Source organism: Nocardia sp. NPDC051756, assembly GCF_040681495.1.
In the GTDB taxonomy this organism is placed as follows: domain Bacteria; phylum Actinomycetota; class Actinomycetes; order Mycobacteriales; family Mycobacteriaceae; genus Nocardia.
In genome coordinates, this window is record NZ_JBFAYV010000004.1 from 148,014 (window position 1) to 171,093 (window position 23,080).

Sequence of the window (23,080 nt, forward strand, 5' to 3'; positions counted from 1 at the left end):
CACCGCAGACGACGACCTGTTCTTCACGGCCGAGCCGGTCGAACCTAACCGGCAGCCAGGCGATCTACTGCGCATGCGGAAAACCACTACACCACAACTGGCTTCGGTATCCGACGCGTGGCAAGATGTCGATGTCCATGAGCAGTTCCCCTCCCAGCGGTGGTGCGCTGCGATAGACCCTGCTGCGCGATGGTGCCGCTGCTGACGTCTGGCGTGGATGAACTCTAGAAGATTGAACTCCGCCGTGCTGCGAATGTCGAGGTTCAGCAGCGGGGGAGAACAGAGATGTTGTAGGGGGCGATTTCATGGTGACGCTCCTTCGACGGTTGGTAGGTCGTGGAAGACGGATGCTTGCTGGGTTGAGTAGGGGATGGCGATGAGTTCGTTTGCCATCGCAGGTCGCTCTCTCTGGTCAGCGAGTTGGTGAGTCGGCGTGCAGGTGTTGCGTGAGATCGACCAGGTCGGCGGCGTCACTGATGATTCGACTGACTGTTGAGCGGCTGCGCTGTATTTCCTTGGCGATCTGTGTGGAACTCCAGCCGTCGAGATGATGGCGGGTGAGGATGCGTATGACGATGTCCGGATCTCGGCGGCGTCCAGGATCTTGTGCGCACACCCTGGTCGCCACGTCAGCGAACGGATCCGGTTGCGGTGTGGCAACCGGGAGCGTATGCACGGCACCGTTATTAACGCCCGTGTGGGTGGGTGGCTCGACTTCGAGAGTGGTTGTGTCCGTGGGATTCACGGACGGGCAGGTGGAGAGGCCGTCGGCGTGCGCACGGTGCTCGACGCGGTTCGTGGTGTGGGCTAGAGCGAGCAGCGCGATGGTGGACTGCGTCATGGAGCCTTCGACGATGAGCGGCCAGAGCCATGCCTCGTCTGCTGGTATGCCGGCCAGGAGTGCCAGGGATCGAAGGGCCGTGAAGGACAGCCAGAACGCGGCGGCGGCGATCAGCGCTGTCATCGCCGCCGCCATGAAGTGGATGCCTCGGGCGTGGGCGTGCGTACCCAAGAGGATGGAGACGCCGTGCACGGCGGCCAGTAGCGCCAGTGGCGGGACGATGGCGACGGTCGCAGCGATCGCGGGCAGTGCGGTCGTGTGCAGGACTGCCTGGGTGGCATTGCCGGTGATGCTGATCGCTGCTGCGGCGGCGAGCACGCTCCAGAAAAAGACGTGCGCACGCGGACGCGGTGGCGTGCGCACGTCTGAGTGAGGGGTTTCGGTTGAGGTGAGCTCGGGGGCGGTGTCAGCCATGAATACCTTCCAAAGCGATCAGCGTGCAGACGCGGTCATCGCGGTCGGGCTGGGCAGTTGCGCGGACAAGATGGGATGGGGTTCGCCGGTGAGCACCGACAGCGCGGCGGCGACCTCGGCCAGATAGGACTTGACGTAGGTGGCGGTGGCGCCGGGGCCTTTGCCGCTGTGTCCGGCATAAGCGCGGGCGACGGCGTAGCTGAAGGTGCGTTCGACCCACGTCAAGGTGGTGTGGCGCAGCCAGTGGGTGGTGATGCCCTGGGCGGCGACCCACGGCAGAATCTCCCCGACGCGATGCCAGATGTGGTCGTACCGGCGAGAGCTGATCGCGCGCCCGTTGCGGTAGCGCAGCAACTGCCCCATCAGCGGGCTGTGGCGTTGCTCGGCGTGCTCGATCAGATACCGCATCAAGGTCGGTGAGACCGGCTGCCAACGGTCGCTGCCCTCCTTCTCCCGCAAATAGACCAGGCACTGCTCACGGTCGAGATCGTGCGGGCGCAGAGCGAGCGCACCGCTGCGACGGCACGCGGTCTCGATGTGCAGGCGCAGGATCAGCGCGTCGAGTTCCGGGTCGTCGCCGCTGGTAGCGGCGGCCTGGCAGATCTCGGCCAGCCGAGCCGAAGGAATGGCGTAGCGGTGCGAGGGACGCCGCACCGGCATGGCCAACTGACGGGCCACGTTATCGGTCCGGCGGATCCACCCGCTGTCCTCGGCGTAGCGGTAGATACAGCGCAGCGCGCTGATGAAGTTCTGAACCGCGCTGGTGCCACCACGCGACGCCCGGTTGACGCGTGCACCCGCCTGGATGGCACGTGTCATCTCTTCGAATTCGGCCTTGGTCGGCTCGTCGAGGCGACGGTCGGGCCAGGTGACTTCCAGCCGAGTCAGCCCCGTGTTGTAGGTGCGCAGCGTGCCCGGCGACAGGGTGGCGCGGACCCGGGGAATAACCTCGGCGAACGTCGGCACGCGCGTAGTGATCGTGACTAGATCGGCAGGGGAAATGCCCATCTGTGCGAGCAGCAGTTTCGCCGCTGCGATGGTCTCCGCGGGCGCGGCGGCTTCGACGGCGGGGACGCTCACCTGATCACCGCCACGAGCAGGGGCAGGCTCGCCTCGAACAGCTCACCCATGGCGGCTGGTGGATAGACCAGCAGGCGGCCGGTGCTGCGCCGCCCCAGCAGCAGCACCCGATCACCAACGAACAAGCACACCCTCCGACGCTTGCGGTAGGGAATCCGGATATATCCGTCACTGGTAACGACCACGGTGCCGTTATCGTCCGGTTGGATCAGCAGCGCCCCGGAATCGGTGACGGCTACTTCCAGGCGAATGGAGGGGCGGCACCCTAGCGCGGACAGTAGATGCTTGTCAGCGATTCGGCCACCATCGCTCACCGACGACACGCCGTAGACGAGATCGCCGTCAGCTACCCGGACAATCTGGTCGGTAGGTACTGGACCGTGGATCATCTCCTGGAGTTGACCTTGCGGCGGTACCAGCGCGGGGATCATGCCTGCCCCCGCCCAGCAAACCCCTCGCGTGCCATCGATCGGGCCGTTTCTGGCGAGGTGGTCGGAAGTTGGCGCAGGTCAGAGTTGGTAATCACGGCTCGCCTCTCGTGTGCTCAAGAGCGCTTGAACACACGATGCGAACATCCGGCAGATCTGCCGGTCAGCGGTGCGCGAGAGGGGACTTGAACCCCTACGTCCGTGGACACCAGAACCTAAATCTGGCGCGTCTGCCAATTTCGCCACTCGCGCGTGATGGTACGACCGTGCAAACTCTACCGGGCTTGACCGACTTCGCGAAGCTCCGGGCGGGCGTGGCGTACTGGTCGGTAACCCTACCAGGGATTATAACGATTAGATAACCATCAACATGAGGGGCGCTCATGTTTCCTACGTGTTAGTAACCCGGTAGACCAGCGTGTTCAAACATGAGGAAGGGTCATGTTTGGCATAGTTCTGGTACGGGCGTACACGAATACTGGGCAGTATGCGGTCTAGGCGACGAGCAAACGTGAGGATTTCCTCATGATTCTGGCTATCCTCGCCGTTATCAGGCCCCAACGCTGAGGAACACCTGCGCACCGGAGGGAGCGGCGTGTCTCGGAGGGCATGTCGCCAGGAGAAGGAAGTCGAATCGTCTTGACGATCAACGAGAGCACCGAGACCGGTACCGGACAGAGCGCGAAGGTCGGTGCGGCCCAGGGGGCTGGGACCCGATCGCCACTGCTGGATCGCCTGCTGAACGGGACGCCCTACGCGCTCGCGTTCGGCGGACAGGGCGCCCAGTGGCTCGACGAACTGGAAGAGATCGGCCGCGACAGCGCGCTGGAGCCCGAATTGACCGCATTGGTCAACGAGGCGGAAGCGCTGCTGGAACCCGTTGCGGCACAACTGCTTGTGGTCCGTCCGGTCGGCTTCGACCCGATCGGGTGGATGCTGGAGGACGAACTGGTCGACACCGACCAGGGTGAGGTCTCCGCGGCCCCGTCGGCGCAGATTCTGCGTTCGGCCGCCGTGTCGATGCCGGGCGTGCTGCTCTCGCAGATCGCCGCGATGCGCGCGCTGCGGTTGCAGGGTCTGGATCCGACCGAACACGCGCCGGTGGCGATCGTGGGGCACTCGCAGGGCCGCCTGGCGGCGACCGCGGTGGAGGCCGGCGGGCAGCGCGACGCCGAGATCCTCGCGGTGGCGCAATTGATCGGCGCGGCCGCCGGTTTGGTGGCGCGGCGACGCGGGCTGATGCCGGTGGGCGAGCGCTCGCCGATGGTCGCGGTGTCCAACGTCGATCCCGACGAACTGCGGGCCGTGGTGGCCCAGGTGGCCGAGGGCATCGACCCGGCTTCGGCCGCGGTGGTCTCGATCCGCAACGGACGCAGGCGCGCGGTGCTGTCCGGCACGCCGGCTCAGCTGGAGCGGGTGCGCCAGCGCTGCGCCCAGATTCATGACGAGCAGTCGCGCGAACGCGACGCCAAGGTACGCGGTGGCGCCATCTTCGCGCCGGTCTTCGAGGACGTGCTCGTCGACGTCGCGTTCCATCACCCGGCGCTGGCCGACACGGTGGACCTGGTGAGCTCCTGGGCCAATCAGTGCGGGCTGGACGCGGCGCTGGCCGGCGCGCTCGCGCAGGAGATCCTGGTCGATCCGATCGACTGGGTGGAGATCGTCGACGGCGTGGTTGCCGCAGGCGCGCAATGGATTCTGGATCTGGGCCCCGGCGATCTGCTGTCCCGGGTAACCGGCGGTTCGCTGAAGGGCACCGGCGTCGGCATGGTCGCCGCCGCGACCCGGGCCGGGCAGCGCAGCCTGCTCACCCCGGGCGCCGCGCCGGAGACCGCCGCACCGTGGACGGCGTTCGCGCCCCGCCCGGTTCGGCTGCCGAACGGGCGGATCGTGGTCGAGACCGCGTTCACCAAGTTGACCGGACGTTCGCCGATTCTGCTGGCGGGCATGACACCGACCACCGTCGACGCGAAAATCGTTGCGGCGGCGGCGAATGCGGGTCACTGGGCCGAGCTGGCCGGTGGCGGTCAGGTGACCGAGCAGATCTTCGCCGATCGGGTCGCCGAGCTGAAGACGCTGTTGCAGCCGGGTCGCGCGGTGCAGTTCAACTCGCTGTTCCTCGATCCGTACCTGTGGAAGTTGCAGCTCGGTGGCAAGCGACTGGTGCAGAAGGCGCGCACCGCGGGCGCCCCGTTCGACGGCGTGATCGTCACCGCCGGTATTCCGGAACTCGACGAATCCGTCGCGCTGATCAAGGAACTCACCGAGGTCGGCATCTCGCACGTGGCGTTCAAGCCGGGCACGGTCGCGCAGATCCGCGCGGTGCTGCGGATCGCCGCCGAGGTGCCGGACTACCCGGTGATCATGCACATCGAGGGCGGCAAGGCCGGCGGGCACCACTCCTGGGAAGACCTGGACGACCTGCTGCTGGAGACCTACGCCGAGCTGCGCAACCACGAGAACGTGGTGGTCTGCGTCGGCGGCGGCATCGGAACCCCCGAGCGCGCAACGGAATACCTGACCGGCGAGTGGGCGGCCCAGCACGGTTACCCGGTGATGCCGCTGGACGGCGTGCTGGTCGGCACGGCCGCCATGGCGACGCTGGAGGCGACCACCGCGGCCGAGGTCAAGCAGCTGCTGGTCGACACCCCCGGCACGCCCGACTGGGTCGGCGCCGGCACCGCGTCCGGCGGAATGGCTTCGGGCCGTAGCCAATTGGGCGCCGACATCCACGAGATCGACAACGCCGCCTCGCGCACCGGCCGGCTGCTCGACGAGGTCGCCGGTGACGCCGACGCGGTCGCCGAACGCCGCGACGAGATCATCGCCGCGCTGAACGCCACGGCCAAGCCGTATTTCGGCGATGTCGCCTCGATGACCTACCTGGACTGGCTGGAGCGCTACATCGAGCTCGCGGTCGGGCTGGACCGGCGCAAGGACTTCGATTGCGGCAGCGACATCGGCGACGCGATCACCGACGCCACCCGTTCGGTGTGGCTCGACATCACCTGGCGTGACCGTTTCGCGGAAATGATGCGCCGCACCGAATCCCGGCTGCATCCGGCCGACCGCGGCGAGATCCCGACGCTGTTCGCCGACGACGCGGCCTTCGAGAACCCGGTCGGCGCGCTGTGCGCGCTCAAGGCGCAGTACCCGGTCGCCGAGCAGACCGTGCTGCACCCGGCCGACGTCCCGTTCTTCGTGACGCTCTGCAAGACCCCGGGCAAACCGGTCAACTTCGTGCCGGTCGTCGACGGCGACGTGCGCCGCTGGTGGCGCTCGGATTCGCTGTGGCAGGCCCATGATCCGCGCTACTCGGCCGATCAGGTGTGCGTCATCCCCGGCACCGTCTCGGTCGCCGGTATCACCCGGGTCGACGAGCCGGTCGGCGAACTGCTCGACCGCTTCGAGCAGGACACGGCGTACTCGCTGGTCCGCGCCGGCGTGGTGCCGGTCGCGATCGACGCCCGCCGGGTCGCCGGTGTCACCACCGGCCCGATCGACACCGTGCTCGCCGCGCCGGACATCGAATGGTCCGGCCGCACCACGGTCAACCCGGTGTACCGGCTCGGCGACGTGGCCGAGTGGACGGTGGACGGCAAGGGCGCCGTGCACCCGCCGAGTGGCGCCACGCTCACCGAGACCACCGGCCCGGAAGCCGACAACGCGTACGTCGAGCTGACCGTTCCGCTGTTGGGCAGCAACGTGGTTCGCATCCGCATCACCGTGCCGACCGCCACCTACAACGGCGGCGCCCCGGTGGTCACCGAGGCCGACGCGCACACCGCGATGACCGCGCTGATCGCCGTGGCCGCCGGGCAGTCGCTGCCCGAGGTGAAGGGCAAGGTCGCTCATCTCAACATCGCCTGGTCGCCGGACCTGGTCGCCGACCACGCCGGTGTCACCGGTTCGGGTCTGCCGTCGGCGCTGAGCACGCTCGGCCGCACCGTCCCGGACGTGCTGGTCGGCGCCTGCTGGCCCGCCGTGTTCGCGGTGCTCGGCGCGGCTCGGGCCGCGGACGGCGCGAGCGTGATCGAGGGCATGCTGGACCTGGTCCACCTGGACCACCAGATCGAGCTGGCCGGCGAACTGCCTACCAGCGCAAGCGTTCTCGCGGTGCGGGCGGAGGCGGGCGAGACGCTCGACACCGACCTCGGCCGGGTCGTCGAGGTGCGGGTGCGCATCGCGGGCATGCTGGACCGGCCGGAAACCGGCATGTCCATGCCGACCGTCGCCACGCTCACCGAGCGGTTCGCCATCCGCGGCCGCAACGGCGCGGGCGAGCTCACCGACCCGCCGCGTGCGGCGGGCACGGTGTCCGCGGACGCCACCGAGACCCCGCGTCGCCGCCGGCGCGACGTGACCATCGTTTCGCCGCGCACCATGCACGCGTTCGCCGCGGTCTCCGGCGACCACAACCCCATCCACACCAGCGATTCCGCGGCCAAGCTGGCCGGTCTCGGCAGCCCGATCGTGCACGGCATGTGGCTCTCCGCCGCCGCGCAGCACGCGGTCTCGGCGGTCGACCCGGAAAGTGCGATCCCGGCTCGCACCGTGACCGCGTGGACCACCCGTTTCCTCGGCATGGTTCGCCCGGGCGCGGAGATCGACGTGCGCGTCGAGCGGATCGCGGTCGACGCGGGCGCGGAGATCGTCGAGGTGTCCTGCCGGACCGCGGGCGAGCTGGTGATGACCGCGACCGGTCGCACCGCCGCGCCGAAGACGGTCTACGCCTTCCCCGGCCAAGGCATCCAGCGCAAGGGCATGGGCCTGGACGCACGGACCCGCTCCAAGGCCGCCAAGGCCATCTGGGACCGGGCCGACAAGCACACCCGCGACGCACTCGGCTTCTCCATTCTCGCTGTGGTGCGCGACAATCCGACCTACCTCAAGGCCCGCGGCGTCGAGCACCGGCACCCGGACGGCGTGCTGCACCTGACCCAGTTCACCCAGGTCGCGATGGCGGTCCTCGGTGTCGCTCAGGTCGCCGAGCTGCGTGAGGCCGGCGCCTTCGTCGAGGGCGCCATGCTGGCCGGTCACTCGGTCGGTGAATACAACGCGCTCGCCGCGGCCGCCGGGGTGCTGCCGCTGGAGGCGGTGCTCGAGGTGGTGTTCCAGCGCGGTTCCGCGATGCACGAGCTGGTGCCGCGGGATGCCCAGGGCCGCAGCGACTATCGGCTCGCGGCCATCCGGCCCTCGCAGATCGGGCTGCCCGACGACGAGGTGATCGACTTCGTCAACGGCATCGGCGCGGCGACCGGGGAGTTCCTCGAGGTCGTCAACCTGAACCTGCGCGGCTCGCAGTACGCCATCGCGGGCACGGTCGCCGGACTCGAGGCGCTGGAGACCGAGATCGACCGCCGCCGTGCGGAATTCGGCGGCAAGCGGGCGTTCATCCTGGTGCCCGGCATCGACGTGCCGTTCCACTCCACCGTGCTGCGCAAGGGCGTGCCGGAGTTCCGGCACAAGCTCGAGCAGCTGCTGCCCGAGGACCTGCACCCGGAAGTCCTGATCGGCCGCTACATCCCGAACCTGGTGCCCAAGACGTTCTCCCTGGAGCGTGAATTCGTCCAGGAGATCGCCGATCTGGTGCCGTCCGAGCCGCTCGCCGCGGTCCTCGCCGACTTCGAGGGTTGGTCGGCGCGACCGGTCGAGCTGTGCCGCATCGTGCTGGTCGAACTGCTGGCGTGGCAGTTCGCCAGCCCGGTGCGCTGGATCGAGACCCAGGACCTGCTGTTCACCGACGCCGCGCACGGCGGCCTCGGCGTCGAGCGGTTCGTCGAGATCGGTTTGGGCGCAACGCCTACCGTGGCCAACCTGGCCACCCAGACGTTGAAGCTGCCCGCGTTCAGCGGCGCGACGGTCGAGGTGCTCAACCTCGAGCGCGAGGCCGGAATCGTCTACTCCACCGACACCGATCCCGCACCGGTCGACGAGCCGATCGAGGAAACCGTCGAAACCGCCTCGGCCGCAACGCCTGCCGTGGCTCCCGTGGCGGCTGCCGCGCCGGTGGCCGGCTCGGGCGGACCGCGTCCGGACGACATCACCTTCACCGCCGCCGACGCCACCCGCGTGCTCATCGCGCTGTGGACCAAGCTGCGGCTGGACCAGATCGGCCCGGTCGACACCATCGAGGGCCTGTGCGACGGCGTTTCCTCGCGCCGCAACCAGCTGCTCGTCGACCTCGGCTCGGAGCTCTCGCTCGGCGCCATCGACGGTGCCGCGGATGCGGACATGGGCGCGCTGTCGGTCACGGTCGAGCGGCTCGCCCGCACCTACAAGCCGTTCGGTTCGGTGCTGTCCGACTCGATCGGTGATCACCTGCGCAAGGTGTTCGGCCCGTCCGGCAAGCGCCCGGCCGCGATCGCCGAACGGGTGAAGAAGGTCTGGGAGCTCGGCGACGGCTGGGCCAACCACGTCACCGCCGAGGTCTCCCTCGGCACCCGCGAAGGCGCCAGCGTTCGCGGCGGCGACCTCGGCGGGCTGGTCTCCGGCACGCTGGGCGATGCCGCCTCGGTCGACGCGGCCATCGACACCGCCGTGCAGGCGGTCGCCGCGCGCCGCGGCGTCGCGGTCTCGCTGCCCTCCGCCGGTGGCGGCGGCGGTGGCACCGTCGACGCGGCCGCGCTGGGCGAGTTCACCGAGCAGATCACCGGACGCGACGGCGTGCTCGCCACCGCGGCCCGCGTGGTGCTCGAGCAGCTCGGCCTGGCCGAGCAGATGTCCGCGCCGGAAGCGACCGACAACTCCCTGGTCGACCTGGTCTCGGCCGAATTGGGTTCGGACTGGCCGCGTTTGGTCGCGCCCGCGTTCGATCCGCGCAAGGCCGTGCTGCTCGACGACCGGTGGGCCACCGCCCGTGAGGATCTGGCCCGGCTGTGGCTCGGCAACGACGCCGAGACCGCGGAACTGCCGGTGAACGGTTATCTCGGGGCCGGCGAAGCCGTTGCCGCGCAGGCCAACTGGTGGCGGGAGCGGGCCAAGCACGAGGCCCGTTCGGTGCTCGCCGGGGTGTACGAGCGGATCGGCAAGGCGGCGCTGAGCACCGACGATCGCGGCGTCTGGTCCGCGGACATCGCGGTGATCACCGGCGCCAGCAAGGGTTCCATCGCGGCGGCGGTCACCGGGCAGCTGCTCGGCGGCGGCGCGACCGTGGTGGTCACCACCTCCAGCCTCAACGACGACCGGCTGAGCTTCTACCGGAAGCTGTACCGGGACAACGCCCGGCACGGCGCCGCCCTCTGGGTGGTGCCCGCGAACATGGCGTCCTACCAGGACATCGACGCGCTCATCGAGTGGGTCGGCACCGAGCAGGTGGACAACGCCGGTGGCGCGAAGATCAAGACCAAGGACGCGCTGACCCCGACCATGCTGCTGCCGTTCGCGGCGCCGCGGGTGGCCGGTGACCTGGCCGACGCGGGCGCCCGCGCGGAGATGGAAATGCGCGTGCTGCTCTGGTCGGTGGAACGGCTGATCGGTGGCCTGTCCACCATCGGCGCGGACCACGACGTGGACGCGAAACTGCATGTGGTGCTGCCGGGTTCGCCCAACCGCGGCCTCTTCGGCGGCGACGGCGCGTACGGCGAGTCCAAGGCCGCGCTCGACGCGGTGGTGGCCAAGTGGCGGGCCGAGAAGTCGTGGTCGACCCGGGTCACCCTGGTGCACGCGATGATCGGCTGGGTGCGTGGCACCGGCTTGATGGGCCACAACGACCCGATGGTCGAGGCGGTCGAGCAGGCCGGCGTGACCACCTGGTCCACCGCCGAGATGGCCGACGAGCTGCTCAAGTGGTGCACCTCGCGGGCTCGCCAGGTCACCCTGACCGGCCCGCAGCAGATCGACCTGACCGGCGGATTGGCCAGGGCCAAGCTGGATCTGCCCGCACTGGCCAAGCAGGCGGCCGAACGCGCCGCCGAGGACGAGACGGAAGCCGAAGCGGCGGCGACGATTTCGGCGCTGCCCGCACCGCCGACCATGTCCTCGGTGCTGCCGGTGCCCGAATGGGGCACGGTCACCACCGATCTCGCCGACATGGTGGTGATCGTCGGAGCCGGCGAGCTCGGCCCGTACGGCTCGGCCCGCACCCGGTTCGAGATGGAGGTCGAAGACCAGCTCTCCGCCGCCGGCGTGCTCGAGCTGGCCTGGACCACCGGCCTGGTCACCTGGGAGAACGATCCCAAGCCCGGCTGGTACGACGCCGAATCCGGTGACTACGTCGCCGAATCCGAGCTGGCGGACAAGTACCACGACGCGGTGGTCGCCCGCTGCGGCGTGCGCCGCTACGGCGACGACGGCGCCATGATCGACAACAGCGCGCCGCTGATGACGTCGGTGTTCCTCGATCAGGACCTGACCTTCACGGTCGGCGGCGAGGCCGAGGCCCGCGCCTTCCACGCGGCCGACCCGGAGCACACGGTCATCGTGCCGGTCGCGGATTCGGCGGACTGGACGGTTACCCGTAAGGCGGGCACCGAGATTCGGGTGCCGCGCCGGGCCAAGCTGACGCGCACCGTCGGCGGCCAGATCCCGACCGGCTGGGATCCGACCATCTGGGGCATCTCCGCGGAGATGGCGAATTCGGTGGACCGCGTTGCCCTCTGGAACGTGGTCTGCACGGTGGACGCGTTCGTCAGCTCCGGCTTCAGCCCGGCCGAACTGATGAGCTGGGTGCACCCGAGCCTGGTGGCCAACACCCAGGGCACCGGCATGGGCGGCATGTCCTCGATGCGCTCGCTCTACGTCGACAACCTGCTCGGCGAGTCGCGGCCGAACGACATCCTGCAAGAGGCGCTGCCGAACGTGGCGCTCGCCCACGTGGTGCAGTCCTACGTCGGCAGCTACGGCGCGATGGTGCACCCGGTGGCGGCCTGCGCCACCGCCGCGGTGTCGGTGGAAGAGGGCGTCGACAAGATCCGCCTCGGCAAGGCCGAGCTGGTCGTGGCCGGCGGCTTCGACGATCTCGGCATCGAGGGCATCGTCGGCTTCGGTGACATGTCGGCCACCGCGGACTCGGCGGCCATGAGCGCCAAGGGCATCAGCGACCGGTACTTCTCCCGCGCCAACGACCGCCGTCGCGGCGGGTTCGTGGAATCGCAGGGCGGCGGCACCGTGCTGCTGGCCCGCGGTGATGTGGCCGTGGAGATGGGCCTGCCGGTGCTCGGCGTGGTCGCCTTCGCGCAGTCCTTCGCCGACGGCGTGCACACCTCCATCCCGGCGCCCGGTCTCGGCGCGCTCGGTGCGGGGCGTGGCGGTCGCGAGTCCCGGTTCGCCGCCGACCTGCGCAAGCTCGGCGTCGGCCCGGACGACATCGCGGTCGTGTCCAAGCACGACACCTCGACCGCGGCCAACGACCCGAACGAGTCCGAGCTGCACACCCGCCTGGCCACGGCCATCGGCCGCTCCGACGGGGCGCCGCTGTTCGTCGTCTCGCAGAAGAGCCTGACCGGGCACGCCAAGGGCGGCGCGGCCGCGTTCCAGCTGATCGGCCTGTGCCAGGTGCTGGAAAACGGTGTGGTGCCGCCGAACCGGAGCCTGGACTGTGTCGATGAGAAGATGCAGGCGTACCCGCACCTGGTGTGGGCGCGCGAGCCGCTGCGCTTCGGCGAGAAGTTCTCGCTGAAGGCCGGTCTGCTGACCTCGCTCGGCTTCGGGCACGTCAACGGGCTGCTCGCGGTGGTGCATCCGGAGGCGTTCATCCAGGCGATCGACCCGGAGCGGCGCGAGGCCTACCAGGAGCGGGCGCAGCAGCGTCAGCTCGCCGGGCGGCAGCGGTTCACCGAGGCGATGTGCGGCGGGGCTCCGCTGTACGAGCGTCCGGCGGATCGGCGCATGGGCGGCGATGGCACGCCGGCCAAGCAGTCGCGGCAGCTCGAAGCGGATGTGCTGCTCTCGGCCGAGGCTCGCCTCGGTGGGGACGGCGCGTACCGGGCCGACGGCTTCGGTTGCGGCGCAGGCCACATTGCGGACAGTTCGGGCACCGACCGCCAGACCAGGTCGTAGGCTCCCGGCATATGACGATCCTCGGTATCGGCTTGGACTTGGTGACCATCTCCGAGTTCGCCGAACAGCTCGAACGCGCCGGAACCACGATGCTCCGAGAGAGTTTCACCGCGGGCGAGCGACGCTACTGTCAGAGCAAGGGGACCGATCCCGCGCGCAGCTATGCGGTGCGCTGGGCGGCGAAGGAAGCGGTGATAAAGGCTTGGGCCTCATCCCGTTTCGCTCGCCGCCCGCAGATCGGCGACAATCCGTATCCGCTGATCGAAGTGGTCAACGACGCCTGGGGCAGGCCGAGCATCAAGCTGCACGGCCTGGCCGCCGAATTCCTGCCGCGGGCAAGGGTTCACCTGTCGTTGACCCACGACGGTGACACCGCCGCGGCGATGGTGGTGCTCGAAGATCCCGGCGAGATGGTGGATTTGATCGAAGGACGCGAAGGGTAAGGCGGACAGTCACTCTCGGTGCGTGCGTTGTAATCGACTGCGTTGCAACGCCCACCAGGCTTCGAGGGCGCGGTCGGGTTCGGTGAGATCGATCCCGACCAGCTCTTGGTAGCGGCGCAGCCGGTAGCGCACCGTATTGGTGTGCAGGCCCATCGATTTGGCCGTGTGATCGACGCGCAGGCCATTGCGCAGATAGTGCTGGGCGGTGTCGATCAACGCTGCGGCGGTGTCGTTTTCGCCGAGCGGAGTGAGGTAGCGGCGGACGAGTTCGTCGCCCACTTCGGTGTCGGCCAGGATCGCGGGCAGCAGCCCGAGACCGGCCAGGTCGCGCACGCCGGTGAGTTCGAAGGCGTCCGCGGTCGCCATCGCCCGGGTCGCCCGGCGAAACGACGGCTCCATCCGGTCCAGCCGGGCGGGTGGGCCGATGCCGGCCGCCGTGGCGATCTCCGCGGTCGGCGCGGCGTCCACGATGCCGGCGATGTCGCCGTCGATGACCGCGAGCAGGCCGCGGGCCGGGTTGCTCGCCGGTGGCTCGAGCAGTCGGGCCAGTCGATCGGCGGGTAGGTCGGCGCTCGGCCGGGCCCGGATCGCGTGGTATTCGCGGTAGGAATCCAGGCCGTAGCGCTCGACTTGCAGCCGTATCTCGCTCGGGGCGAGCGTGCCGAACAGGATGCCGCGGACCAGGTCGGCGCGATGTTGCTGATCGTGCAGGGTCACTTGGAATTCGGCGTCCAGATGGCCGCGGGTCACCGCCAGGATCGCGGTGTCGGTCAGGGCGAGAATGTCGTTCGTCAGCTCCAGCAGCTGGCCGTCGGACATGCCGAGGCGGCGGCCCATGACGACGGTCTCGTCGATCGCGAAACGCACCGCCACCCGCCAGCCGCGGAACATCTCGGTCACCGGAATCCCTTGGCGGCCACGGTCTTCCCCGAGCGCGGTGAAGACGGCCAGCTCGCTGACGGTCAATTCACGTCCCGCGGCGAGCGTGCGCAACAGCTGCTGCACGGTGCGAATGGCGTCCGGCAGCAGCGAGGCCCGATCCAGCTGCGCGTAGGCGGGGATCTCCGCGCTGAGCCGTTCGATCGCCTCGGTGGTCAGCTCGGTGGCGTGCGAGAACAGCCGAGCCAACAGGGCGCGGCGGTCGCCAGGTGGTGGTGGACCAGCCATTGCTGGAGGGTAGCTCTGTTTGGACTCGGCGACAAAGGGTGCGCCGCGAGTTTCGCAAATGCACCATAGCGGACTGGTATTTCGGTGCGTAATACTGGAGAGTCGGCAAGGTTGCCGAGTAGCTGAAGGAGTCACCGATGACCGAATGGAACCGCATCGAACGCGGCACGGGCCGACCGCTGGTGTTGCTGCACGGTGGCGGTGCATCGGCGCGGTGCTGGTTGCCGGTCCTCGATCGGCTCAGCGCGCAGCGCCGGGTGATCGCGTTGGACTTCCCTGGCTTCGGAGACACGCCGGCTCCTGGCCCGGACGTGCATCTCGACATGAACTGGATCGTCGACGGGCTGGCCGCCGAACTGGTGCGCCTCGGCATCGACGAGCCGGTCGATCTGGTCGGCAACTCGATGGGCGGACTGATCGGGCTGGAGGCGACCAAGCGCGGGCTGGCGAGTGCGTTCGTCGGGCTGGCGCCGGTTGCGTTGTGGCACAAGCGGATGCCGTTCCCGCTGCGCGCGCAGTTCCAGGTCGGACTGGCCGGGGCGCTGCTGACCCGGACGCCCGCGGGCCCGGTGATCGGCCGGACCAGGTCCATCACCCTGTGGCCCGCCGTCGGCCATCCGGATCGGATGACGGCCGCCGAGGCGGTCGACGTCGCGCGCGACCTCGACCGCTCCGGGCCGACGCTGCGGCGCGCGCTGAAGATCGCGAAGAAGCTGCGCTTCGAAGGGGGACAGGCGATCACCGTGCCGGTCACCATCGCGTTCGGCACGCTGGACCGGATGCTGCCGCCGCGCACAAGCCAGGTTCGCGATCAACTCCCCGCGCACACCAAGTGGGTCACCCTGCCCGACTGCGGCCACATGCCCATGTGGGACAACCCTGAGCTGATCGCGAACACCATTCTCGACGGCGTCACGCCCAGCCGGGCGGTCGACGGGCAGACCGCCTAGCGCCCGCTGGCCGAGCGCGACTCCTTCTCCGCGACCAGCAGGTACGCGACCATCAGGCGCTTGAGCTCGGACACCGCCTCGGCGTTGCTCTGCTCGTCCTGCACGGAGAAGTTCAGCATCGAATAGACGACGTGCACCAGCACCTCGGCCATCATGGTGCGCCGCGGCCGCGGGGTGCGCGGCGTGAGCGGGCGCAGCATCTGCGCGACGACCTCGGCGAATTCCTTCTCGTGGATGGCGCCCGTCGCCCGCGTCGACGGCGTCGACTGCATGGCGAGCCATACCTCGCGCCGGGACGGGTCGGTCATCCACAGGTTCGCCATGTGGTCGACGAACTGGTTCATGTGCCGCAGCCAGTCCAGCGACGGGATCTCGCCGTGGAAATCGGCAAGCTCCCGGGAAACGGCAACGAGGTCTTGCCGATTCAGTTCGCACACGATGACGTACTTGTTGGCGAAGAACTGGTAGAGCGTGCCGATCGGAACCTCGGCGCGTGCCGCCACTTCTTCACAGGTGAACGACTCGAAACCCACTTCTACGAGTAGTTCCCTTGACGCCTGTAAGAGCGCGTCGAACTTACGTTTGCTGCGTTCCTGCGTCGGCCGTCGCCGCGGCATGAGCTCCTGTGGGTCGTCCTGCAGCTCCAACGCAGGGTCCAGACGTTGCTTCGACCTGGCCTCCGCGCGTACTTCCACGTATCCAGGCTAACGGTATGGACACGCACACGACACGCGCACGGCTTCTGCGTGTTCATCTTCTGTCCGATTCACTACCCATCCAGATCGAATCTGGCACCGAACACATACCGAGCGCGCGTGGCTTCTGACGCGCGAAAGGACCAGGAAGGCGTGACCAGTGGTAGCTCGATCAGTGGTAACACTCGGCGTTTCCACCGAACGTGGCGCCGTGCACGCGGTAGCGTTCGCCGACACCGGCGCCCGGCTACCCGAGCGCGTGCTGCTGCATCGGGTGAAACGAACGGCAGGCGACAGCAAGGCGGACTTGGCCGAAGCGGTCGAGTTGGCGATGGACGAACTCGCCACCGAACTCGGCCCGGATCATGAGATCGCGGGCGCCGCGGTCGTCTATCGGGACGCGGCGGAGCGGCGGGCCATCGTCACCCGCCTGGCGTCCGGGCAGTGGCATACCGCCTCGCTCGTGTCGTCCAAGTCGGCGCACCTCAGCGTGGCCGGGATGATGACCTGGCTGGACGAGTTCGAGGACCTGCTGATCTGCGAGGTGGTGCCGGGACATCAGGCGTTCACCCTGGTAGACGGCGACCGTCGCCGGATCCTCGCCTCGATCGGTCAGGCGGGCGGCGCGACGGCGGAATCCATGGGCGCCGCGGTGACGGCGGCCTGGGATCAGTTCGAGGCGCAGGCGGTCCGGCCGGACGCGGTGGTGCTGATCGGCTCGGCGGCGGGTAAGCCCGCGGTCGTCGCGGCGGTGGACGCCTTCGGCGCGCCGGTGATCCCGTGCAAGTCCTCGGCGGCCGCGTCCGCGGCCGGTGCCGCGCTGTACGCGATGGCCGACGTGGACGGGATCGGCGAGACGGAGGAGCGGGTGCGCCGCGTGCGTGGCGGCGCCGCGGTGTTCGCGGCGGCCAGCGTGCTCGCGGGCGGCCTGGTGGTCGGTGGTGTGTACGCGGCGGGTGGTTCGGCGCGGACGCTGCCGGGCGCGGCGCTCAAGGACGCGCACAGCACCGCCGACGCCAAGATCGTTCGCGGCGATTCGGGTGCGGGCAAGCTGGATCAGGTGCGGCCCGATCCGCGCGGGTTCGACGGTCCCGTGCTGGACCGGCGGACTCCGGTCGCGGTGGCGGATTCGGAGATCTCAATCGTCACCATCGATCCGGCCGACGGCAGGCCGCAGTACTCCGTCCAGCGGTGGGGTAGCGGGCAGCCGGAGCGGACCGAATTGATGCCGGCCGAACCCGCGCACGAGACCGAGACGAATGCCGCGGCCTCGCTGTTCTCCGGTTCGGGCATCCCGGCCTCGACCAACAAGGTCGGCGCACCGAACAGCGCGCTGCTCTTCCCCGGTGAGCTGCCGCCCCCGGCGGCCTTCACCGAGGATTCCTACAACTGGTGGGACAACCACTTCCGCATGATGCTGCAATGGGCCGCTCAGCAGATCACGCCCACCTAGAGCCGGAACACCTGCGGTGTAAAGGTCCGGCTCTACCCCTCCGGAGCCGGACCTTTACCTTTTGGGCCGCGTCAGTGTTTTGTCTTGCGCCGGAACAACACTCCCGCGAGGAGATAACCCGCCAGCGCGATGCCGCCACACCAGAGCACGGCCAGCAGCGCGCCGTTGCCGATCGGCGTGCCCATCAGCAGCCCGCGCATGGTCTCGATCACCGGCGTGACCGGCTGGTTCTCGCCGAACCAGTGCAACGCGCTCGGCATCGACTCGGTCGGCACGAACGCGCTGCTCACGTACGGCAGGAACATGAAGAAGAACATGCACGCATTGGCCGCCTCGGGATTGCTCACCAGCAGCCCGAACGCGGCCGCGAGCCAGGACATCGCGAGCACGAACATCGCGATGATGCCGTAGGCCGCGAGCCAGCGCAGCGGGTCGCTCGTCGGCCGGAAACCGATCGCGACGGCCACCAGGATCACCAGGGTCGTGGTGAGCAGATTGCGCAGCAGGCTCTCCACCACATGCCCGGTCACCACCGACGAACGGGCGATTTCCATGGTGCGGAAGCGGTCGATGATGCCGTTGGACAGATCGGTGGCCAGGCTCACCGCCGTGGTCGCCGAACCGAATCCGGCGCACAGCAGGATGATGCCGGGCACCACGTAGTCGATGTACTTGCCGCCGACGTTCATCGCGCCGCCGAACACGTACACGAACATCAACAGGATCAGGACCGGCACCACGACCGACATGATCATCGTGTCCGGGCTGCGCACCGTGTGGCGCAGGTTGCGGCTCAGCATGGTGGCCGAATCCTGGACGGCCAGGCGGGAATTGGTGAGGGTGATGGTCACAGCGCCGCTGCTTTCTGCGTGGTGGGATGCCCGGTGAGCGCGAAGAACACGTCATCCAGGTCGGGGGTGTGGATGGCGAGCTGGTCGATGGTGATCGCCTGATCGTCGAACTGATCCAGTAGCCGTTTGATGGTGCCGACGCTGCCGTCCGAGGGGACCAGCAGCGTCAGCTGCTCGGCGTCGATCTCGGCGTCCGGCACGGCCAGCGCCGCGGCGGCCAGCCCCTGCCGGTCGGCGAAACGGAGCTGAATGTGGCCGCCCGGCGCGAGCTGCTTCAGGTCGCCCGGCGTGCCCGCGGCGACGATTTTGCCGTTGTGCAGCACCGCGATTCGATCGGCGAGCTGGTCGGCCTCCTCCAGGTACTGCGTGGTGAGGAAGATCGTCACGCCGTCCGCGACCAGGTTGCGGATCACCTGCCAGAGTTCGCGGCGACTGCGCGGATCGAGTCCGGTGGTCGGTTCGTCGAGGAAGATGATCCGCGGTTCACCCATCAGGCTCATGGCCAGGTCGAGGCGTCGGCGCATGCCGCCGGAGTAGGTGGCGACCCGCGCATCTCCGGCCTCGTTGAGTTCGAATTGTGCGAGCAGCCGAGCGGTGCGGCGCGCGCTCTCCGGCTTGTCCAGGTGTAGCAGCCTGCCCATCAGCCGCAGGTTCTCCGCGCCGGTCAAGACCTCGTCCACCGCAGAGTACTGGCCGGTGACGCCGATGGTGCGGCGCACCGCGTCGGGTTCGTGCGCGAGCTCGTGGCCGCCCACCCGGATCTGGCCGCGGTCGGCGTCGGCCAGCGTGGCCAGGATGCGCACCATGGTCGTCTTGCCTGCCCCATTTGGGCCCAGTAGCGAAAAGACCGTTCCCGCAGCGACTTCCAGGTCGATGCCGGCCAGCACCGTCCGCTCGCCGAAGGCTTTGGTCAACCCGCTGATGCTGACGGCGGGGGTGGATGGGACTGTCATGGGGTTCCTCGAATCGAAACTGTGTATGGGTTAAACTTTGTTTAAACGGTACACAGTTTTCGACGCGAGACAAGAGGTCATCGAAAAGAGGGGTCGACAGTGGTGGACACGCCGGAGGCGGACACATCGGCGGTAGCCAAGTCCTTCGCGCTGATGTGGGGTCTGGACGAGCCGGGAACCCGCGGACCGAAGCGCGGTCTGAGCCTCGATCAGGTCATCGACGCGGCGATCGAGGTGGCCGATGCCGAAGGAGTTACCGCGCTGTCGATGAGCCGGGTGGCCAAGCACCTCGGCTTCACGACGATGTCGCTCTATCGATACGTCGACAGCAAGGACACGTTGCTCACCCTGGTGTCGGATCGCGCGATCGGGCAACCGCCGGAGCTGCCGACCGAGGTCGGCTGGCGGGCCGGAATCGAGGCGTGGGCGTGGGGCGTGGCCGGGTCGATGCGCCGGCATCCCTGGTTCCTCGACCTGCCGCTGGCCGCGCCCCCGATGGGACCGTGCAACATGGCCTGGCTGGACGCGGGCCTGGCCATGTTCGCCGAGACCCCCGTGCCGGAGTCGATCAAACTGCAACTGGTGCTGAATGTTTCGTTGTACATGATCGGCCGGATGCGCGTCGCCAAGGAGATGGCCGAGGGCGGCGAGACCGACGAGTACCCGGCTCTGTTGAGCCAGGTCCTCGATCCGCACCGCTTCCCCGCGCTCACCCGCGCCTTCGCCGCCCAGGCCTTCGATGACGACGACGTCGAGTGGGACGACGCCGACCTGCGCTTCGGCCTGGACCGCCTGCTCGACGGATACGAGCAGTTCATCCGGTCCTACGAGCGGCCTTAGACCGACAGGTCGCGGCGCAGCTTGGCGACGTGGCCGGTGGCGCGCACGTTGTACTGGGCGACCTCGATCTTGCCTGCCTCGTCCACCAGGAAGGTGGAGCGGATGACGCCGGTGACGGTCTTGCCGTACATCATCTTCTCGCCGAACGCGCCCCACGCGGTGAGCACGGCACGGTCCGGGTCCGACAGCAGCGGGAAGGTGAGCTGCTCGGCGTCGCGGAACTTGGCCAGCTTGGCCGGCTTGTCCGGCGAGATGCCGAGCACGTCGATGCCCGCGCCGTCCAGGTCGGCGAGGTTGTCGCGGAAGTCGCAGGCCTCTTTGGTGCAGCCGGGGGTGCTCGCGGCGGGGTAGAAGTAGACGATCACCTTGCGGCCGCGGTAGTCGGCGAGCGACACGTCCTTGCCGTCGGCGTCGGGCAGCGTGAAATCGGGGGCGGTATCGCCGGGGGAGAGTCGTTGGTTGTCGGTCACGTCCTGCACCGTAACCGACGGCTCGGACATGGTGTGGACCTACCGAACGACACTGTATGGACCGACAAGACCGGCGTCGCGCGCGAGCCCGCGGCGCTGTGCGGATCGACAGATCACCGCGCGCCCCCGGGCAACTCCGCGCGGACCGATAGACTCGTCCGGGAGCTGAGGGTGACCCGCGAAGGCCGAACACGCACCGCGATTCGAGCCCTGGCGCGGCACATCAAACACAGGAGGCCTGAACGTGGCGAAGGATACCGAGCGGATCGAGCAGGAGATCGAGGCCGCGCGCACGCGGCTGGCGAGCACGCTCGACGAACTCGCGGTGCGCGCGGATCCGCAGCGGATCGCGAGCGACAGCAAGCAGATCGTGCTGCGGAAGCTGAACGAGCCCAAGGTGAAGTACAGCCTGATCGGCGCGGCCGCCCTGGTGGTCGGGCTGGTGCTGCTCAAGATCTTCCGCTGATCGGTCCCCGAACAGCAGAACACCCGGTATGCCTCGGCACACCGGGTGTTTCTGTTTCGCGAATATCAGACCGTGGGGCAGGCGAACCCGTCGCCATCCGGATCCAGGTGCGGGCCGTAGCCCGGCTCTCCGCGAAAGAGCGGAGCCCGTCCGGCCGCGCGGGCATCATCACAGTTGGCGAAAGCGCCGCCCGCCGAACCGGTCTGCGTCAGACCGGCGGAACCGGTTGCGGCGGAGCCGGTATCGACGGCCGACGAGCCGGTCCCGGAGGAGCCCGAGGGGGGCTGGGCCAGCGCGGTCGGCGCCGCAAGGAGGGTCAGTCCCGCGACGGCAGCGCTGAAGGTAAGCCGACGAACGTTCATGTATTCCTCTAGATAGTTGCTGCGGTGGATAGGGCGTCCGACCGGACGCCGCATCCACTGTCGTGACGCGTTGGCCGGTTGTCAACCGGATCGCCGGAGAACTAGGGCATTAGGGGATGTCCGCTGCGCCGCGTTCACTCGCCCAGACGATGGCCCGCCACGTGCTCGGCGGGGATGTTTCCCATGCGTCCTGCCTGGTAGTCGTCCATTGCCTGGATGATTTCAGCCCGGGTATTCATGACGAACGGCCCGTATTGGACGACGGGTTCCTGAATCGGCTGCCCGCCGAGCAACAGCACTTCCAGATCGCCGCTCCGATTGTGTTGGCGCGCATCGGCACTCACCGTGATCGCGTCGCCGGGGCCGAAAACCGCCAGCTGCCCCTCCTGCACCGGCCTGCGCTCGGCGCCGACCGTGCCGCTGCCGGAGAGCACGTAGGCCATCGCCGTGAAGTGTTGCGGCCAAGGCGTTTCCAGCCGACCGCCCGGGCTGATCGAGGCGTGTGCGTAGGCGATCGGCGTGTAGGTCGAGCCGGGGCCGTCGAAGCCGCCGACGGAGCCGGCGATGAGCCGGACCAGCGCGCCGCCGTCGGGCGAGCTGACCAGGGTCAGTTCGCTGCCGCGCAGGTCCTGGTAGCGCGGCGCGGCGAACTTGAGCGCGCGCGGCAGATTCACCCACAGCTGGATGCCGTGGAACCAGCCGCCGGCCATGACCAGCTGTTCGGTGGGCAGTTCGTCGTGCAGGATGCCGGAGCCCGCGGTCATCCATTGCGTGTCGCCCTCGCCGATCACGCCACCGCCGCCGTTGGAGTCGTGGTGCACCATGGCGCCGTCCATGACGTAGGTGACGGTCTCGAATCCGCGGTGCGGATGCCACGGCGCGCCCTTGGCCTCGTGCGGCTCGTAGGCGACCGGGCCCATCTGGTCGAGCAGGATGAACGGGTCGGCGGTGCGCAGGTCGACGCTCGGGAACGGCCTGCGTACCTCGAAGCCCGCGCCCTCGCGCTGTTTCGGCGCGCTGACCACGGTGCGGACCGGGCGTTCGCGCATGGTCTCGGTGGGCTGAGGCAGGCGAGGCAGGATCATCAGGTCGGGGACGGTGATGGCGGGCATCTGAACCTCCTGGTAAGGCATTTGGTGTCCATGTCAACCAACCGTGGGTAGACTTCATTCCCATGGACTGGCTGAATGACGACGAGCAGGCGACGTGGTCGGCCTACATCCGCCTGCGGCAGCGGCTGGACGCGGTGATCGCCGCCGGCCTGACCAAGGACGGACTGTCCGCGGCGGATTACGAGCTGATGGTCGCGCTGTCGGCCGCGCCGGGCGACTGCCTGCGGGCCAAGGATCTGGCGGCCGAGGTCTGCTGGGAGAAGAGCAGGTTGTCCAAGCATCTGGCGCGAATGGACGCGCGCGGACTGGTCGACCGGCAGCCGGTGGCCGAGGACGCGCGCGGGGTGCTGGTGCAGCTGACGGCCGCCGGGCGCGGGTTGCTCGAACGCGCCGCGCCGAACCATGTCCGGCTGGTGCGAGAGGTGTTCATCGACCGCATCACCCCCGCAGAGGCACACGCGATGCAAACGCTATCCGACAAAGTCGTTGTCGCAGTAGCGGAATCCCCCCAGTCCGCCATCGGCGCCTGAATCCCTGGGAGCCCCACTACGCGCCC

The 23,080-nt window shown here is 68.8% G+C and carries 17 protein-coding genes and 1 tRNA gene; 7 read left to right on the plus strand and 11 right to left on the minus strand.

Going from position 1 to position 23,080, the window contains the following annotated elements; all coding sequences use genetic code 11:
• Positions 1-412 precede the first annotated feature (412 nt).
• The 4 genes from AB0M22_RS17660 to AB0M22_RS17675 all read right to left on the minus strand — a co-directional run bounded on the left by AB0M22_RS17660 (position 413) and on the right by AB0M22_RS17675 (position 3,015).
• A complete protein-coding gene (locus AB0M22_RS17660) occupies positions 413-1,255 on the minus strand; it encodes a DUF2637 domain-containing protein (RefSeq protein ID WP_364727420.1) in 843 nt (280 codons plus the stop codon).
• 18 nt (positions 1,256-1,273) lie between these two features.
• Entirely contained in the window at positions 1,274-2,335 is a 1,062-nt protein-coding gene (locus AB0M22_RS17665; RefSeq protein ID WP_364727423.1) for a site-specific integrase, read from the minus strand.
• Positions 2,332-2,766, minus strand: coding sequence for a hypothetical protein (locus tag AB0M22_RS17670; protein ID WP_364727425.1), 435 nt, complete (start codon positions 2,764-2,766; stop codon positions 2,332-2,334). Before AB0M22_RS17670 ends, AB0M22_RS17665 begins: the two co-directional genes overlap by 4 nt.
• 167 nt (positions 2,767-2,933) lie before the next feature.
• Positions 2,934-3,015, minus strand: a tRNA-Leu gene (locus tag AB0M22_RS17675).
• 387 nt (positions 3,016-3,402) lie between these two features.
• Between AB0M22_RS17675 and AB0M22_RS17680 the strand changes: the two genes are divergently transcribed.
• Together AB0M22_RS17680 and AB0M22_RS17685 are read left to right on the plus strand one after the other, a co-directional pair.
• Positions 3,403-12,762 (plus strand): fatty acid synthase subunit beta domain-containing protein, encoded by a 9,360-nt coding sequence (locus AB0M22_RS17680; RefSeq protein WP_364727428.1) that lies wholly within the window; start codon positions 3,403-3,405, stop codon positions 12,760-12,762.
• Positions 12,763-12,773: 11 nt separating this feature from the next.
• Positions 12,774-13,205 (plus strand): holo-ACP synthase, encoded by a 432-nt coding sequence (locus AB0M22_RS17685; protein WP_150403360.1) that lies wholly within the window; start codon positions 12,774-12,776, stop codon positions 13,203-13,205.
• Between the two features lie 9 nt (positions 13,206-13,214).
• Here AB0M22_RS17685 and AB0M22_RS17690 read toward each other — a convergent pair whose 3' ends face one another.
• A complete protein-coding gene (locus AB0M22_RS17690) occupies positions 13,215-14,372 on the minus strand; it encodes a helix-turn-helix domain-containing protein (protein WP_364727432.1) in 1,158 nt (385 codons plus the stop codon).
• Between the two features lie 137 nt (positions 14,373-14,509).
• On the opposite strand from AB0M22_RS17690, the gene AB0M22_RS17695 reads away from it, so the two are divergent.
• Positions 14,510-15,322 carry an alpha/beta hydrolase gene (locus AB0M22_RS17695; RefSeq protein ID WP_364727435.1) on the plus strand — a complete coding sequence of 271 codons (813 nt, stop codon included), beginning with the start codon at positions 14,510-14,512 and terminating at the stop codon, positions 15,320-15,322.
• Here the strand turns inward: AB0M22_RS17695 and AB0M22_RS17700 are convergent.
• Positions 15,319-15,939 (minus strand): TetR/AcrR family transcriptional regulator, encoded by a 621-nt coding sequence (locus AB0M22_RS17700; protein ID WP_223885232.1) that lies wholly within the window; start codon positions 15,937-15,939, stop codon positions 15,319-15,321. The two genes, AB0M22_RS17695 and AB0M22_RS17700, sit on opposite strands and share 4 nt — an antisense overlap.
• 238 nt (positions 15,940-16,177) lie before the next feature.
• Here AB0M22_RS17700 and AB0M22_RS17705 point away from each other — a divergent pair, with 238 nt between their 5' ends.
• Positions 16,178-17,470: a hypothetical protein gene (locus tag AB0M22_RS17705; protein ID WP_364727438.1), complete on the plus strand. Its 1,293-nt coding sequence runs from the start codon at positions 16,178-16,180 to the stop codon at positions 17,468-17,470.
• Positions 17,471-17,541: 71 nt separating this feature from the next.
• Here AB0M22_RS17705 and AB0M22_RS17710 read toward each other — a convergent pair whose 3' ends face one another.
• The gene (locus AB0M22_RS17710) at positions 17,542-18,270 is read right to left on the minus strand and encodes an ABC transporter permease (protein ID WP_364729774.1); all 729 of its coding nucleotides are present in this window, start codon (positions 18,268-18,270) and stop codon (positions 17,542-17,544) included.
• A 47-nt stretch (positions 18,271-18,317) separates the two neighbouring features.
• On the minus strand, positions 18,318-19,274 hold the full coding sequence (locus AB0M22_RS17715) for an ATP-binding cassette domain-containing protein (protein ID WP_364727441.1): 957 nt from the start codon (positions 19,272-19,274) through the stop codon (positions 18,318-18,320).
• Positions 19,275-19,373: 99 nt separating this feature from the next.
• Between AB0M22_RS17715 and AB0M22_RS17720 the strand changes: the two genes are divergently transcribed.
• Positions 19,374-20,114 (plus strand): TetR/AcrR family transcriptional regulator, encoded by a 741-nt coding sequence (locus tag AB0M22_RS17720; protein WP_364727444.1) that lies wholly within the window; start codon positions 19,374-19,376, stop codon positions 20,112-20,114.
• On the opposite strand, the gene bcp is transcribed toward AB0M22_RS17720, so the two are convergent.
• Entirely contained in the window at positions 20,111-20,584 is a 474-nt protein-coding gene (gene bcp / locus AB0M22_RS17725; protein ID WP_364727447.1) for a thioredoxin-dependent thiol peroxidase, read from the minus strand. The two genes, AB0M22_RS17720 and bcp, sit on opposite strands and share 4 nt — an antisense overlap.
• 244 nt (positions 20,585-20,828) lie before the next feature.
• Between bcp and AB0M22_RS17730 the strand changes: the two genes are divergently transcribed.
• Positions 20,829-21,050 carry a DUF3618 domain-containing protein gene (locus AB0M22_RS17730; protein WP_218474887.1) on the plus strand — a complete coding sequence of 74 codons (222 nt, stop codon included), beginning with the start codon at positions 20,829-20,831 and terminating at the stop codon, positions 21,048-21,050.
• Between the two features lie 65 nt (positions 21,051-21,115).
• Here the strand turns inward: AB0M22_RS17730 and AB0M22_RS17735 are convergent, their stop codons facing one another.
• Both AB0M22_RS17735 and AB0M22_RS17740 read right to left on the minus strand, forming a co-directional pair.
• Positions 21,116-21,412, minus strand: coding sequence for an excalibur calcium-binding domain-containing protein (locus tag AB0M22_RS17735; protein WP_357391113.1), 297 nt, complete (start codon positions 21,410-21,412; stop codon positions 21,116-21,118).
• A gap of 134 nt (positions 21,413-21,546) precedes the next feature.
• Positions 21,547-22,524 carry a pirin family protein gene (locus AB0M22_RS17740; protein WP_364727451.1) on the minus strand — a complete coding sequence of 326 codons (978 nt, stop codon included), beginning with the start codon at positions 22,522-22,524 and terminating at the stop codon, positions 21,547-21,549.
• A gap of 62 nt (positions 22,525-22,586) precedes the next feature.
• Between AB0M22_RS17740 and AB0M22_RS17745 the strand changes: the two genes are divergently transcribed.
• A complete protein-coding gene (locus AB0M22_RS17745) occupies positions 22,587-23,054 on the plus strand; it encodes a MarR family winged helix-turn-helix transcriptional regulator (RefSeq protein ID WP_364727454.1) in 468 nt (155 codons plus the stop codon).
• Positions 23,055-23,080 lie beyond the last annotated feature (26 nt).

Coding starts and splice junctions, on each gene's coding strand:
- AB0M22_RS17660 (WP_364727420.1), bottom strand. CDS start 1,255: ATGGCTGACACCGCCCCCGAGCTCACCTCAACCGAAACCCCTCACTCA.
- AB0M22_RS17670 (WP_364727425.1), bottom strand. CDS start 2,766: ATGATCCCCGCGCTGGTACCGCCGCAAGGTCAACTCCAGGAGATGATC.
- AB0M22_RS17685 (WP_150403360.1), top strand. CDS start 12,774: ATGACGATCCTCGGTATCGGCTTGGACTTGGTGACCATCTCCGAGTTC.
- AB0M22_RS17690 (WP_364727432.1), bottom strand. CDS start 14,372: ATGGCTGGTCCACCACCACCTGGCGACCGCCGCGCCCTGTTGGCTCGG.
- AB0M22_RS17695 (WP_364727435.1), top strand. CDS start 14,510: ATGACCGAATGGAACCGCATCGAACGCGGCACGGGCCGACCGCTGGTG.
- AB0M22_RS17700 (WP_223885232.1), bottom strand. CDS start 15,939: ATGCCGCGGCGACGGCCGACGCAGGAACGCAGCAAACGTAAGTTCGAC.
- AB0M22_RS17710 (WP_364729774.1), bottom strand. CDS start 18,270: ATGCTGAGCCGCAACCTGCGCCACACGGTGCGCAGCCCGGACACGATG.
- AB0M22_RS17715 (WP_364727441.1), bottom strand. CDS start 19,274: ATGACAGTCCCATCCACCCCCGCCGTCAGCATCAGCGGGTTGACCAAA.
- AB0M22_RS17735 (WP_357391113.1), bottom strand. CDS start 21,412: ATGAACGTTCGTCGGCTTACCTTCAGCGCTGCCGTCGCGGGACTGACC.
- AB0M22_RS17740 (WP_364727451.1), bottom strand. CDS start 22,524: ATGCCCGCCATCACCGTCCCCGACCTGATGATCCTGCCTCGCCTGCCT.
- AB0M22_RS17745 (WP_364727454.1), top strand. CDS start 22,587: ATGGACTGGCTGAATGACGACGAGCAGGCGACGTGGTCGGCCTACATC.